We start from the raw sequence: 13,208 nt of genomic DNA, 5'->3' as shown, positions 1-13,208 counted from the left end.
CCGAGGCGCCGACACCCTCAACGCATAAACTAGCCAACCAGTTGATTGATACCCGGATCCGCTCCGGGCCTGCATATAGTGAGTCGCCATGCCAGCCTCGTCACCGGAAGCCTCGAACGGGATGTCACGTCGCGAGGAACTGCTGGCCGTCGCCACCAAGCTGTTCGCCGCTCGTGGGTATCACGGCACCCGGATGGACGACGTCGCCGATGCCGTCGGCCTGAACAAGGCCACGGTGTACCACTACTACGCCAGCAAAGCGTTGATCCTCTACGACATCTACAAGGGCGCTGCCGACTTCACCGTCGATGCCCTGCACGACGACCCGACCGCGTCGGCCAGGGAGACCATCTATCACTTCACCCGTCGGCTGCTGGTCGGCATCGCCAGCGACATCGAGCGCGCGGCGGTGTACTTCCAGGAGGGCCCCTACATCACGGAGTGGTTCACCGAGGAGCAGGTCGCCTACATCAGGGAGAAGGAAACCCAGGTCTACGAGCACGTGCGCGACGTCATCGACCGCGGCATCGCCAGCGGCGAGTTCTACGACTGTGACAGCCACGTCCTGGCCCTCGGCTACATCGGGATGACGCTGGGGTCCTACCGCTGGCTGCGGCCGCACGGTCGGCGCACCGCCCAGGAGATCGCCGTCGAGTTCAGCACCGCGCTGTTGCGTGGACTGATCCGCGACGAAACGGTGCGCGAGTCCGAGCCCCTGGGCGTGAACATCAGCGCAGCCAACTAGCCGTCGAATCAGATGAAATCGAACTTGCTGTCGCGACGGGATCTCGATTTCCTGCTCTACGAGTGGCTGCGGGTCGACGAACTGACCAAGCGCGACCGCTTCGCCGAGCACTCCCGCGAGACGTTCGACGGGGTGCTAGAGCTGTGTGAACAGTTGGCGACGCGGTATTTCGCGCCGCACAACAAGAAGAGCGACGCCGCCGAACCGACCTTCGATGGTGACACCGTCACCGTCATCGACGAGGTCAAAGAGGCGCTGGACGCGTTCACCCAGGCCGACCTGCTCGGCGTCGCGATGGACGCCGAGCACGGCGGAGCCCAGCTGCCCGTGACGGTGGCCGAGGCCGGGTTGGCCTGGTTCTCGGCGGCCAACGTCAGCACCACCGGGTATCTGATGCTCACCATCGCCAACGCGAACCTGATCGCGAAGTTCGGCACCCCCGAACAGATCGACGCTTTCCTGCGTCCCATGCTGGCCGGGCGGTTCACCGGGACCATGGCACTGTCCGAGACACACGCCGGTTCGTCACTCGCCGACATCCTCACGCGGGCCGAACCGCAGCCCGACGGCACGTACCGGCTGTTCGGTTCGAAGATGTGGATCTCCGGCGCCGAGCACGAGATGACCGAGAACATCGTCAACCTGGTGCTTGCCAAGATCCCGGGCGGGCCGGCGGGCACCAAGGGCATCTCGCTCTTCATCGTCCCGAAATACCTTGTCAATGACGATGGTTCGATCGGCGAGCGCAACAACGTCGTCATCGCCGGGCTGAACCACAAGATGGGGCAGCGGGGTATCACCAACACCGTGCTGAACTTCGACGGCGCCGTCGGTTATCTCGTCGGTGAGCCGCACCGCGGCATCACCTACATGTTCACCATGATGAACGAGGCACGCCTCGGCGTAGGCATGGGCGCGGTGGCACTGGGCTACACCGGATACCTCAAATCGGTGGACTACGCCCGCGAACGTCCGCAGGGCAGACCGGTGACGGCCAAGGACCCGACTTCGCCGCAGATCCCGATCATCGAACACGCCGACGTCAAGCGAATGCTGTTGGCGCAGAAGGCGTATGTCGAGGGCGGGATGGCGTTGCTGCTGTACTGCGCCAAGCTCGTCGACGTGCAGCACAGCGCCGAAACCGACGCCGAGCGCGATGCGGCGACGCTGCTGCTCGACATCCTCACGCCGGTCGGCAAGAGCTGGCCGTCGCAGTGGTGCCTGGAGGCCAACAGCCTCGCGATTCAGGTGCACGGCGGATACGGCTACACCCGCGAATACGACGTCGAACAGCACTACCGCGACAACCGGCTCAACGCCATTCACGAGGGCACCCATGGCATTCAGAGCCTCGACCTGTTGGGCCGCAAGGTGACCCAGCGCGGCGGCGCCAGCCTCGCGGCGCTCGGGGCGGCGATTGCGCAGACGGTCGAGATCGCGAACGCCGCGGGCGGGGATGCCGCGGAACTGGCCCCTCGGCTCACTGCAACCTGGCAGCGGCTGGTCGAGGTGACCACCGCAATGTTCGCTTCCGGCGACATCGATGCCGCGCTGGCCAACAGCGTCGCGTACCTCGAGGCGTTCGGCCACATCGTGGTCGCCTGGATCTGGCTCGAGCAGGTGGTCGCCTGCAACGGCCGCGCCGGCGACTTCTACGACGGCAAACGGCAAGCCGCCCGGTACTTCTTCCGGAGCGAACTGCCCAAGACGGGTCCCCAACTCGATCTGCTTGCCGCACTGGACCGCACGACGCTGGACATGCGCGACAGCTGGTTCTGACTAATACCTAAAGCGCATGAAGTAATGCGATAAGAGGCTTGGACAGGTATCACTGGATTTTCCTACGGTGGAGTGACTACGACCACATCCATGACCCTGTGGACGTCAGATCACACGACGAGGAGTGATTCATGCCCGCCCACGACACATTCATTCGTAATCGCGTCCGTGCCGGTTTGGCGGCGACGGCCGCCGTCGGGCTTGTCCTCACCGGATGTAGCGGCGTCCAGAACTCCACCGGCGGCGGTGGCGGCGACTCCTACCCGTCCGGTGCGGTCGAGATGTACGTCGGCGCGTCCGCAGGCGGCTCCAGCGACCTGATCAGCCGCGCGGTGTCCAAGGGACTGAGCGACAACCTCGGCGCCTCGTTCCCGGTCATCAACCGGGAAGGTGCCAACGGTGCGCTGGCCGCGGCCGAGGTCGCCAAGGCGGAGCCCAACGGCTCGATCATCGCGATCCAGAACGCGTCGCTGTTCACCATCACCCCGATGGCGGTGAGCCCCGACGAGGTCACCAACATCGACGATTTCGATGTGGTGCAGGGAGTTTCGCGTGACGACTACGTGCTGGTGACCAATCCAGCGAGCGGATTCCGGACGCTCGACGACCTCAAGAACGCCAACCGCGTCGTCCGGTACGGGACGACGGGCGTGGGCACCGGAGCGCAGCTGTCGGCCGCCCTGCTGTTCAAGACGAGCAACGTCGAGTCACAGGCTGTTCCGTTCGACGGCGGAGCCCCGGCGCTGGCCGCCGTGCTCGGCAACCAGGTCGACGTGGCCAGCATCCAGGTCGGTGAGGCCATCGAGAACATCCAGTCCGGCAAGCTGACCCCGCTCGCGGTTTTCGGCCCGTCGCGCATCGAGTACCTGCCCGACGTGCCCACCGCCAAGGAACAGGGACTCGACGTCGAGGTGACGCAGTACCGCTTCATGACGGTGCCCAAGGGCACCCCGCAGGAGATCCAGGACAAGATCGCCGAAGGTATGCGGGCCACGTTCGCGACCGAGAGCTACAAGGAGTTCAACAAGCAGAACAGCCTCACCCCGATGGAACTCTCCGGTGACGAGGTCCTCGCGCAGCTGCAGTCTGACAAGAAGCGGTACGAGGCACTGGTCAAGCAGTACGGCATCAACCTGCGCGACGAGGGCTGAGCATGAACGACGCCGCACCCGGCAGCACGCCGCACCAGCACACCCGCGACATCCTCGCCGAACTCGAGGCCGAGGTCGCCCACGAATTGGAGGAGGAGCGGCCACCCTCGGGCGGTCCCGCCTACCAGATCGTCGGTGCGCTCGTCGGCATCGCGATCGGCATCGGCGGCGCGGTGCTGTCAGCCGGATACGGCCTCGGCTCACTACGCGAGCCGGGTCCCGGGCTGTGGCCGTTCGTCGTCAGCGTATTGATCGCGGCGATGTCGGCAGTGCTGCTGGCGATCGGCCGCAACCTGACCGACGCCGAGGCGTTCACGCGCAGCAGCATCCTCCCGATCATCGGCATCATCACGTTCGTCGCTTTCGGTGTGCTGATGCCGGTGACCGGATTCGAGATCCCCGCGTTGGCGTTGTGCGTGATCTGGCTCAAGTTCCTCGGCGGCGAGAGCTGGCGCAACACCGTCATCATCAGCGTGGTGACCGTCGCGGCGTTCTATGTCCTGTTTCTCTACGGGCTGCGAATCCCGTTGCCCCACTTGATCGCTTTCTAGTTTCGCAGCCAGGAGCCAACCGTGGACTTCACCGCATTCCTGGACGGGTTCGCCCTCGTCGTCGAACCGCACAACCTGCTGTACTGCCTCATCGGCGTGCTGATCGGCATGATCATCGGCGTGCTTCCGGGCCTCGGGCCCGCGGCCACCATCGCGATCCTGCTGCCCATCACCTACACCATCGACCCGGTCTCGGCCATCATCATGCTCGCCGGCATCTACTACGGCGCCCAGTACGGCGGCACCATCACCTCGGTGCTGCTACGCCTACCCGGCGAGGCGTCATCGGTGGTCACCGTGTTCGACGGGTTCGCCCTGGCCAAACAGGGCAAGGCCGGCACTGCGCTGGGCATCGCCGCCATCGGTTCCTTTGTGGGAGCGACGATCTCGATCATCGGGCTCACTCTGCTAGCCCCGGTGGTGGCCAGCGTCGCGCTGAATTTCGGACCACCCGAATACGCCGCCCTGGCGCTACTCGGCGTGCTGTTGGTCGCCACGATCGGCAGCGGCAACAAGCTCAAGGCGCTGATCGCAGGCACGGTGGGCCTGTTGCTGGCGACAGTCGGGCGCGACAGCTTCACCGGGGCTTCGCGTTTCACGTTCGACAGCCTGCAGCTCACCGACGGCATCGACTTCGTCGTGGTGGCCATGGGTCTGTTCGGCGTCGGCGAGATCCTCTACAACCTCGAGCAGCGGCACGGCAAGAAGCATGTGCCCGCCGAGGTCGGCAATGTTTGGCCGTCGCGCAAAGACCTCAAACAGTCGTCAGGAGCGATGGGCCGCGGATCGATCATCGGCTTCGTGCTCGGTGTGCTGCCTGGCGGTGGCGCGGTGCTCTCCTCGATCGTCGCCTACGCCACCGAGAAACGGCGGTCCAAGACCCCCGAGCGCTTTGGCCGCGGTGCGATCGAAGGCGTCGCAGCACCGGAAACCGCCAACAACGCTGCGGCCACGTCATCGTTCATTCCGCTGCTCACCATTGGCCTGCCCGCCAACGCGACGATGGCCATGCTGTTCGGCGCCCTGCTGATCCTCGGCATCTCACCCGGCCCGCAGCTGGTCGACGAACACCCCGACGTCTTCTGGGGCGTCATCAACTCGATGTACATCGGCAACATTCTGTTGCTGATCCTGTCCATCCCTCTGGTCGGGTTGTTCGTGCGGATCCTCAAGGTGCGGCCGGCGATCCTCGCGCCGATCACGGCGCTCATCACAATCCTCGGCGTGTACACCATCAACAACTCGGTCTTCGACATCTACGTGATGGTGGCCTTCGGCGTCGTCGGCTACCTGATGAAGAAGGCGGGCTTCGACCCCGGGCCCTTGGTGCTGGCGTTCGTGCTGGGCTCCATCATCGAGTCGAGTTCGAGGCGGTCCCTGCTCATCTTCGGCGGCGACCCAACGGGATTCGTGACCCGGCCGATCTCCGGCGTCATCCTCGCGGTGTTCGCGCTGCTGATCGTGCTGCCGATGATCCGGATGCTGCGCCAGCGCCGGAGTTCAGCGCGGGTCGAGCCGGCGACGGGAGTTGGCGAGGTGGACCCGCATCGCGGCGCGGGCGGCCGCGGAGTCACCGGCGAGGACGGCGGCGACGATGTTGCCGTGCTCGGACCGGACCCGGTCGACGTGACTGGCGTCGGTGAGCGAGTAGGAGTCACCCAGCCGCATCCGGGGAAGCATGATCATCATCGGACCGAGTGAGTCCAGCAGGTCCACGTAGAAGCGGTTGCCCGCGGCCGCCGCGATCGCGCGGTGAAATCTGAAGTCGGCCTCCACGGCGTCCTCGGGCCCGGCGGCGACGAACGCAGCCAGCGCCGCCTGAAGCGCGGCGCGGCCCGCGGTGTCGCACCGGGCGGCCGCCAGCGCGGCCGCCTCGGTTTCGATGCCGAGCCGGAAGTCGATCATGTCGAGCACGTCCTGATGAGTGCGGATCGCGGTGGACCCCACCGTGAACGACGTCGGCTCTGGCACCGCCAGCACGAATGATCCACGGCCGTGGAACGTTTCGACCAGACCCTCGGCGCGCAACCGCGTCACCGCTTCGCGGATGACCGTGCGGGACACGCCGAACTCCTCGATGAGCTCGGTCTCGGACGGCAACTTGGAACCCGCAGGGAGGTCACCGGCGAGGATCTTGTCCTTCAAACCGGCGACCACCCGCGCAGCCAGTGTCGTGCTCATCGCGGGCCGAACTCGGCACTTTCCTTCGTCAGCGTCCGCATCTGCTCAGACAGTGAGAAGCCGAGGCCGGGCCGATCGGGTAGCCACATCCGGCCGTCGTGAATATCGATGCGCTCGTTGAACAATGGATTGAGCCACTCGAAGTGCTCGACCCACGGTTCGGTCGGGTAGGTGGCCGCCAGGTGCAGATGGATCTCCATCGCGTAGTGCGGGGCCAGTGCCAGCCCGGCGTGGGCGGCCAGCGTCGCGAAGCGCAGGAACGGGGTGATGCCGCCGATCCGGGGCGCGTCGGGTTGGACGATGCCGCGGTAGCCGGCGTCCAGCAGCGCCATGTGCTCGGGCACCGAGGTCAGCATCTCGCCCGTCGCGATCGGGGTGTCGAAAGTGTGGCTGAGGTCCGCGTGTCCGACGGCGTCCCAGGCGTCCAGCGGCTCCTCGATCCAGACGAGGTCATACCGCTCGAGTTCGCGGCACATCCGTCGGGCCCGCGCCCGGTCCCACTGCTGATTGGCGTCCACCATCAGCGGCGTTTCCCCGAGATGCTCCCTGATCGCGGCCACCCGCTTGAGGTCCTTCTTCCAGTCCGGTTGCCCCACTTTGATTTTGATGCCACCGATGCCAGACTCCAGCGAGGCGGTCGCCTTCTCCTTGATCTCGTCGACGGATGCCTGCAGGAAGCCGCCGGAGGTGTTGTAGACGCGGCAGGAGTCGCGGTGCGCGCCGATGAGCTTGGCCAATGGCAGCCCGGCCCGCCGCGCCTTGAGGTCCCACAGCGCGACGTCCAGGGCGGCGATGGCCTGAGTCGCCACACCCGATCGGCCCACCGAAGCGCCCGCCCACAGCAGCGACTGGTAAATGCGGTCGATGTCGGAGGGGTCCGCCCCGATCGCGCTGTCGGCCACCTCGGCGAGATGGGTGAACTGGGCCCGCCCGCCCGCGCGCTTCGAGTAGCTGAAGCCCATGCCCTCCAGGCCCTGCTCGGTGGTGACCTCGGCGAACAGCAACACGGTCTCGGTCAGCGGCTTCTGCCTGCCGGTGAGCACCTTGGCGTCGCTGACCGGATTGGCCAGGGGGAGAACAACGTGGGACAGCGTGATGTGGCGAATGCGGTCGGCCATTCAGAACTCCTACAACAAGTCATATGATGAGTACGCAACTCATCATACAAGTTGTTGGGCGGATCACATAGCCGTGGTGTTTGATCCCGCGGGGCAGTCGGGAAGCCCATCTGGATATGCAATCGACACTTGACTCACTTACCGAATGGCTGATGACAAAAGGCCTGCACATCGCGCTGGTGGTGGTGTTCGCGATCATCGCCACGCGGGTGATCCGGTTCATCGCCCGTCGCATCAGCAAGCGATGGGACAGCGGCGACGCCGCCGACTCGGTGCTGCGACCCGAGCGCGTCAAACACCGTCGTGCGGTTGCCTCGGTGATCTCGTCGGTCGCCATCGCTGTGCTGTACGTCGTCGTCGCCGTCGACATCGCCAATCAGCTCGGCCTGCCGATCGGCTCGCTGGTGGCGCCCGCGGCGGTGCTCGGTGCCGCGCTCGGTTTCGGCGCGCAGCGCATCGTGCAGGATCTGCTCAGCGGCTTCTTCCTGATCACCGAGAAGCAGTACGGGTTCGGCGATCTGGTCGCGCTGACCGTGACGGCGGGTGGTGAGGCCCGCGGCACGGTCGAGGACGTGACGTTGCGTGTCACGAAACTTCGTACCAGCGACGGTGAGGTGTTCACCGTGCCCAACGGCCAGATCGTCAAATCCCTCAACCTCTCCAAGGATTGGGCGCGGGCGGTCGTCGACGTCCCGGTCCCGACGTCGGCCGACATCAACGTCGTCAACGACGCGCTGCGCGAGGTGTCGACCATGGCGATGCACGACGACGGCCTGCCCGAGCTGCTGCTCGACGAGCCGCAACTGATGGGCGTCGAGAGCATCGAGAAGGACACCGTGAACCTGCGCGTGGTGGCACGCACGCTGCCCGGCAAGCAATTCGAGGTGAGTCGTCGGCTGCGCGCCCTGATCGTCGCGGGGTTGCGGCGCGCGGGCGTCGCGGATGCCGAAGCCGCGGCTAGTCGAACCGGATGATCTGCCGCACGGCCTTGCCGTCGGCGAGTTGATCCATGCCGGAGTTGATTTCGTCGAGCGTGATCGTCGCCGACACCAACGACTCGACCGGTAGCCGGCCTGCCCGCCACAGACCGACGAAGTGCGGGATCTCGCGCGAGGGCACGGCAGATCCGAGATAGCTGCCGATCAGCGACCGCCCCTCTGCGACAAAGCCCAACGGCGACAAGTTGACTCGCGCATCCGGGCGGGGGAGCCCGACGCAGACGGTGCGGCCGCCCGCAGCGGTGAGGTCGACGGCGGTCTCCACCGCCTGGGGATGCCCGACCGCCTCGATCACGACGGCGGCCTTGAGCCCGGCCTCGCGCGCTTCGTCCGCCGTGTACGCCTCGTGCACGCCCATGGTGCGGGCCAGCTCGAGCTTGGCGGGTAGCTGATCGACACCGATGACGCGGACATCGTCGTGCGAGAGAGCGGTCAGCACCGCAGCCATGCCCACCCCGCCGAGTCCCACGACGATCACGGTGTCACCCGCTTGTGGCCGTCCGGCGTTGATCACCGCGCCGCCGCCGGTCAGCACCGCACAGCCGAGTAGCGCCGCGACCTCCGCGGGTACGTCGGCGGGCACCGGAACGACCGAACGGTGGTCGACGACGGCGTGCGTGGCGAAACCCGAGACGCCGAGGTGATGATGGATCGGCTGACCGTCGCGGGAGAGCCTGCGTTCACCGGTCATCAGGGTGCCGGCGGAATTGGCGGCGGTCCCGGGTATGCAGGGGGTGAGCCCGTTGGTCGCACACGCCTCGCAGGCACCGCACCGCGGCAGGAAGGTCATCACCAGGCGCTGACCGACGGCCGCGTTCGAACCCCCGGGCCCGACGTCCTCGACGACGCCCGCCGCCTCGTGTCCCAACAGCATCGGCACGGGCCGGACTCTGCTGCCGTCGACGACGGACAGGTCGGAATGGCACATTCCGGCGGCTTCGATGCGGACGAGGAGTTCACCCTCGCCCGGGGGAGCCAGGTCGAGGTCGTGCACCACCAGCGGCCTGGTTTCGGCGTACGGCCTCTCGAGCCCGATCTGTTCGAGTACGGCGCCGCTGATCCTCATGACTACAGCCTGCCCGCAACGACGCCGAGTCGACAATCCGCCGCCGAATTCGCATTACGCTGCGGGTGATGCTGGAGAGATCCGAGATCCGGTTTCTGCCCGTCGGCGGACGCCGGGTGGCGTACGAGGTGCGCGGCAGCGGTCCACCGCTGGTCGCTCCGGCGTGGTGGGTCAGTCACCTCGAACTCGACTGGCAGAACCCCGATTTCCGTCGATTCTGGGACGGAATCGCCGACGGATACACATTGATCCGGTACGACCGGCTCGGAGTCGGCATGTCGGACCACACGCTGCACGAGTCCGACCTGACCCTCGACAGCGAGGTCGCGACGTTGCGCGCGCTCGTCGACGAGCTCGGGCTCGAACGCGTTTCGCTCATCGGCGGCTCGTCCGGGAGCTGCACGGCGGTCGCGTTCGCCGCGGCGTTTCCCGAGCGGGTCGAGCGGCTGGTGCTGTACGGGTCGTACCCGGATGGAACGGCGATCACCGCGCCTGGTGTGGGCGACGCGATACTGGCTGCGATACAAGCACATTGGGGCTTGGGATCACGTCTGCTCGGCGACATCTTTCTCGGCGGCGCCAACGCTGACGAGCACGAGCGTTTCGGTCGATTGCAGCGTGAGTCTGCGACGGCCGAGACCGCCGCAGCGGTCTTGGCCCTCGTCTACCGGCTCGATGTTCGAGACCGGCTTCCGCTCGTCCGCTCGCCGACGTGGGTGGTGCATCGTCGTGACGACCGTGCCGTGCCGTACCGGCTCGGGCGCGAGGTCGCGGCGGCGATTCCGGGCGCGACATTCATCCCGCTGAAAGGAAGCGCGCACTTCCCGTGGCACGGTGACGCCGATTCCGTTGTTCGCGCATGTCGCGAAGCGCTGGGACAGCTGCCGGCACTGCCGCACGCTACGAGCGCGCCGGAGCAAGTGCTGTCGGCGCGCGAGCGCGAAATCCTCGCGTGCATCGCGCGTGGTCTCAGCGATCGCGAAATCGCGGAGCACCTCGTGCTCAGCTCGCACACCGTGCACCGGCACGTCGCGAACATCCGCCGCAAGCTGGGCCGCACTTCACGAACTGCCGCCGTCGCCGAAGCTGCGCGTCTCGGAATCTTGTGACGTGGCCGCAACGGGCCATCTGCAGAAGATGGCCGCATCGGGCGATGCGCGCGCCCGGTGGCCGCGCCTAGCTTTGCGGCATGACCGACATCGCCAGCATCAATTTGACTGCGCGGGAGAACCCGCCGTCCGCCGCGTGGCTGCGGATCTTCGCCCTCGTGTACGACCCCTTTCTCTGGCTGGGTGAGATCGCAGGCATGCGTGGCCGGCGTGCAACCTTGCTCGCCGACGCCTATGGTCGCGTGGTCGAGATCGGCTCCGGGACCGGGCTGAACATCGCGCACTATCCGGAGGCGGTCACCGAGTTGCTGCTGACCGAACCCGAACCAGGAATGCGCAAGAAGCTCTCGCGCCGGACAGACGTAAATCGTTGTGCCACAGAAGTTGTCGACGCTCAAGCGGAGCGGCTACCATTCGCCGACGCATCAGTGGATACCGTCGTTTCCACGCTCGCCCTGTGCACGGTCGACGACCCCGACGCTGCGCTGCGCGAGATCGCGCGTGTCCTCCGGCCCGGCGGACAGCTGCTGTTCATCGAACATGTGCGGGCGGGCTCGCGGCTGCTGGCGGCGGTCCAGGACAAGCTGGCCGCACCGTGGCGCCACTTCGCAGGCGGCTGCCGCTGCAACCGCGACACCGTCGGGCGGATGCGCGCCTGCGGCTTCACAGTGGCGGCCCAAGACGTTGTGTGGCGCGGCATGCCTGCCCTCGTCCACCCCCTCGCCATGGGTCGTGCGACACGAGACCACGGGCCCTGCAGACTGTAAGGGAGCGGCGACGCCTGCGAGACTGCTGCCATGACCGGTAGCGAGCGGGAGCTCACCAGTGCCGACTTTCCGGTGCACTGGCCGGTGTCGACGAGATGGACCGACAACGACATGTTCGGCCACCTCAACAACGCGGTGTACTACGCACTGTTCGACACGGCGATCAACGGCTGGATCAACACCAACTGCGATATCGACCCGACGGAGGTGCCCTGGTTGGGTGTGGTCGCTGAATCGGGATGCCAGTACTTCGACGAATTGCGGTTCCCTGAACCGCTTTTCGTCGGGTTGGCGGTGGCCCGGCTGGGCTCCAGCAGCGTGACATACCGGTTGGGGCTGTGGCAGGCGGATGGACCCGACGAACCCGTCGCGGCGGTCGGCCACTGGGTGCATGTGTACGTCGACCGGGCGAACCGCCGACCCATGCCGATCCCGGCCGTGATCCGCTCGCTGCTCGAAAAGGCGTGCGTCGACTAGTCGATATGCTCGTGCAATGCCGTTTGTGAGCAAGACAGTCGAGGTCACCGCCCCCGCCGAGGCCATCATGGGGATCGTCGCGGACTTCGAGTCGTACCCGGTGTGGAACGAGGAGATCAAGGGCAGCTGGGTGCTGGCGCGCTACGACGACGGCCGGCCCAGCCAGCTGCGTCTCGACGTCGTCGTCCAGGGGCAGTCGGGCACCTTCATCACCGCGGTCTACTACCCCGACCAGAACCAGATCCAGACGGTGCTGCAGCAGGGTGAGTTCTTCGAGAAGCAGGAGCAGAAGTTCGCGGTGGTCCCAATGGGGGCGACGTCGCTGCTGACGGTCGACCTCGATGTCGAGACCAAACTGCCGATCCCGAGCCAGATGGTGAAGAAGGCGATCGGCGACACGCTCGACTACCTGGCGGACAATCTGAAGGCCCGCGCCGAGGAACTCTCCGCTTCCTAGGACCCGAGTGTGGGCTCGTTGCACGCAAATCAGGTCGATTGCGTGCGGGTAACCCACGTTCGCGCAAGAGACTCAGCCCCACAACTTCGTCTCGTCGAGCCGGGCGAGCAGCCGCTGCGCGCCGTCGTCGAACTCGCCGCCGGTCAGCCTGACCACCGTGTCTACCTCGCCCACGCGCAGCGCCGCGATCATCGCGCGGTGCGCGGCGATGGCCGAAACCCCCCACTGCGGGCTTTCCGTATAGATGTGGCCCGGCAGATATCGCGCCACATGTAAGAGGAACCACGCGAGCTTGATGCGACCGGTGGATCGGTTGAACGCCCGGTGGAACGCGAACTCCGCGGACGCGATCGCGTCGGGCTCATGGTGGTCGACGGCCTCGGCCAGAGCTTCGTTGAGATGCTCCAGCTCATCGATCTGCGCCGGGGTGATCCGCTCGGCCGCCGTCGCCGCCAACTCCCTGGCGATCGTGGCCTGCAGCCAGAAGATGTCCTCTACATCGCCGCGGGTCAGGGGAACCACGACGTGACCCCGGTGCGGTTCGAGCGCAACCATGCCCTCGCCGCGCAGGGTGCGCAGCGCCTCGCGGACCGGCATGATGCTGACGCCCAGCTCAGCGGCGGTCTCATCCAGTCGGATGAAGGTCCCCGGCCGCAGGACACCGGTCATGATGTCGGTGCGCAACCGGGCCGCCACCTGTTCGGACAGCTGCTCGCGCCGCAACGCGCGTCGGGGCTTCGCCCGGGCTCTCGGGGGTGCGTTCACTGGCTCTCCGGGTCCGTCTGGCATGGGGTTGTACCCGAGCCGCC

General features: G+C 66.5%; 13 protein-coding genes and 1 pseudogene. 10 read left to right on the top strand and 4 right to left on the bottom strand.

The features are described from left to right. Positions 1-88: 88 nt before the first annotated feature. From BST47_RS24440 to BST47_RS31275, 5 genes are all read left to right on the top strand, one after another. Positions 89-745 carry a TetR/AcrR family transcriptional regulator gene (locus BST47_RS24440; protein WP_083128270.1) on the top strand — a complete coding sequence of 219 codons (657 nt, stop codon included), beginning with the start codon at positions 89-91 and terminating at the stop codon, positions 743-745. Between the two features lie 12 nt (positions 746-757). Further along, positions 758-2,524, top strand: a complete 1,767-nt coding sequence (locus tag BST47_RS24435) for an acyl-CoA dehydrogenase (protein WP_083128269.1) — start codon at positions 758-760, stop codon at positions 2,522-2,524. Positions 2,525-2,655: 131 nt separating this feature from the next. Next, on the top strand, positions 2,656-3,675 hold the full coding sequence (locus BST47_RS24430; protein ID WP_083128268.1) for a Bug family tripartite tricarboxylate transporter substrate binding protein: 1,020 nt from the start codon (positions 2,656-2,658) through the stop codon (positions 3,673-3,675). 2 nt (positions 3,676-3,677) lie between these two features. Continuing rightward, positions 3,678-4,226, top strand: coding sequence for a tripartite tricarboxylate transporter TctB family protein (locus BST47_RS24425; protein WP_083128267.1), 549 nt, complete (start codon positions 3,678-3,680; stop codon positions 4,224-4,226). Positions 4,227-4,247: 21 nt separating this feature from the next. Next, a complete protein-coding gene (locus tag BST47_RS31275; protein ID WP_083128266.1) occupies positions 4,248-5,927 on the top strand; it encodes a tripartite tricarboxylate transporter permease in 1,680 nt (559 codons plus the stop codon). Here the strand turns inward: BST47_RS31275 and BST47_RS24415 are convergent. Next, positions 5,817-6,407, bottom strand: a pseudogene (locus BST47_RS24415) (FadR/GntR family transcriptional regulator); the annotation flags it as partial. The gene BST47_RS31275 and the pseudogene BST47_RS24415 overlap by 111 nt on opposite strands. Continuing rightward, on the bottom strand, positions 6,404-7,525 hold the full coding sequence (locus BST47_RS24410; protein ID WP_083128264.1) for an L-talarate/galactarate dehydratase: 1,122 nt from the start codon (positions 7,523-7,525) through the stop codon (positions 6,404-6,406). The gene BST47_RS24410 and the pseudogene BST47_RS24415, both read right to left, overlap by 4 nt. A gap of 116 nt (positions 7,526-7,641) precedes the next feature. On the opposite strand from BST47_RS24410, the gene BST47_RS24405 reads away from it, so the two are divergent. Further along, positions 7,642-8,499, top strand: a complete 858-nt coding sequence (locus BST47_RS24405; protein WP_083128263.1) for a mechanosensitive ion channel family protein — start codon at positions 7,642-7,644, stop codon at positions 8,497-8,499. Here BST47_RS24405 and BST47_RS24400 read toward each other — a convergent pair. Beyond that, positions 8,483-9,589 carry an alcohol dehydrogenase catalytic domain-containing protein gene (locus BST47_RS24400; RefSeq protein WP_083128262.1) on the bottom strand — a complete coding sequence of 369 codons (1,107 nt, stop codon included), beginning with the start codon at positions 9,587-9,589 and terminating at the stop codon, positions 8,483-8,485. The two genes, BST47_RS24405 and BST47_RS24400, sit on opposite strands and share 17 nt — an antisense overlap. Positions 9,590-9,657: 68 nt before the next feature. Here BST47_RS24400 and BST47_RS24395 point away from each other — a divergent pair, with 68 nt between their 5' ends. From BST47_RS24395 to BST47_RS24380, 4 genes are all read left to right on the top strand, one after another. Then, a complete protein-coding gene (locus BST47_RS24395) occupies positions 9,658-10,698 on the top strand; it encodes an alpha/beta fold hydrolase (protein ID WP_083128340.1) in 1,041 nt (346 codons plus the stop codon). A gap of 80 nt (positions 10,699-10,778) precedes the next feature. Continuing rightward, complete coding sequence (locus tag BST47_RS24390) at positions 10,779-11,465, top strand: class I SAM-dependent methyltransferase (RefSeq protein ID WP_083128261.1); 687 nt, start codon at positions 10,779-10,781, stop codon at positions 11,463-11,465. Positions 11,466-11,495: 30 nt separating this feature from the next. Continuing rightward, complete coding sequence (locus BST47_RS24385; RefSeq protein WP_083128260.1) at positions 11,496-11,942, top strand: acyl-CoA thioesterase; 447 nt, start codon at positions 11,496-11,498, stop codon at positions 11,940-11,942. Between the two features lie 16 nt (positions 11,943-11,958). Continuing rightward, positions 11,959-12,399, top strand: a complete 441-nt coding sequence (locus BST47_RS24380; RefSeq protein WP_083128259.1) for an SRPBCC family protein — start codon at positions 11,959-11,961, stop codon at positions 12,397-12,399. A gap of 72 nt (positions 12,400-12,471) precedes the next feature. Here the strand turns inward: BST47_RS24380 and BST47_RS24375 are convergent, their stop codons facing one another. Further along, entirely contained in the window at positions 12,472-13,164 is a 693-nt protein-coding gene (locus BST47_RS24375; protein WP_207568691.1) for a GntR family transcriptional regulator, read from the bottom strand. Between the last annotated feature and the right edge of the window lie 44 nt (positions 13,165-13,208).

Origin of the sequence: Mycolicibacterium tusciae, from assembly GCF_002086795.1 — a bacterium.
Lineage (GTDB): Bacteria > Actinomycetota > Actinomycetes > Mycobacteriales > Mycobacteriaceae > Mycobacterium > Mycobacterium tusciae.
Note: the sequence above shows the minus strand (reverse complement) of the source record. Positions and strands in the feature narration are given on the sequence as shown.

Excerpts from the sequence above, each read along its gene's own strand:
- BST47_RS24385 (WP_083128260.1), top strand. The coding sequence starts at position 11,496 with ATGACCGGTAGCGAGCGGGAGCTCACCAGTGCCGACTTTCCGGTGCAC.
- BST47_RS24410 (WP_083128264.1), bottom strand. The coding sequence starts at position 7,525 with ATGGCCGACCGCATTCGCCACATCACGCTGTCCCACGTTGTTCTCCCC.
- BST47_RS24405 (WP_083128263.1), top strand. The coding sequence starts at position 7,642 with ATGCAATCGACACTTGACTCACTTACCGAATGGCTGATGACAAAAGGC.
- BST47_RS24395 (WP_083128340.1), top strand. The coding sequence starts at position 9,658 with ATGCTGGAGAGATCCGAGATCCGGTTTCTGCCCGTCGGCGGACGCCGG.
- BST47_RS24425 (WP_083128267.1), top strand. The coding sequence starts at position 3,678 with ATGAACGACGCCGCACCCGGCAGCACGCCGCACCAGCACACCCGCGAC.
- BST47_RS24430 (WP_083128268.1), top strand. The coding sequence starts at position 2,656 with ATGCCCGCCCACGACACATTCATTCGTAATCGCGTCCGTGCCGGTTTG.
- BST47_RS24400 (WP_083128262.1), bottom strand. The coding sequence starts at position 9,589 with ATGAGGATCAGCGGCGCCGTACTCGAACAGATCGGGCTCGAGAGGCCG.
- BST47_RS24380 (WP_083128259.1), top strand. The coding sequence starts at position 11,959 with ATGCCGTTTGTGAGCAAGACAGTCGAGGTCACCGCCCCCGCCGAGGCC.
- BST47_RS24390 (WP_083128261.1), top strand. The coding sequence starts at position 10,779 with ATGACCGACATCGCCAGCATCAATTTGACTGCGCGGGAGAACCCGCCG.
- BST47_RS24435 (WP_083128269.1), top strand. The coding sequence starts at position 758 with ATGAAATCGAACTTGCTGTCGCGACGGGATCTCGATTTCCTGCTCTAC.
- BST47_RS24440 (WP_083128270.1), top strand. The coding sequence starts at position 89 with ATGCCAGCCTCGTCACCGGAAGCCTCGAACGGGATGTCACGTCGCGAG.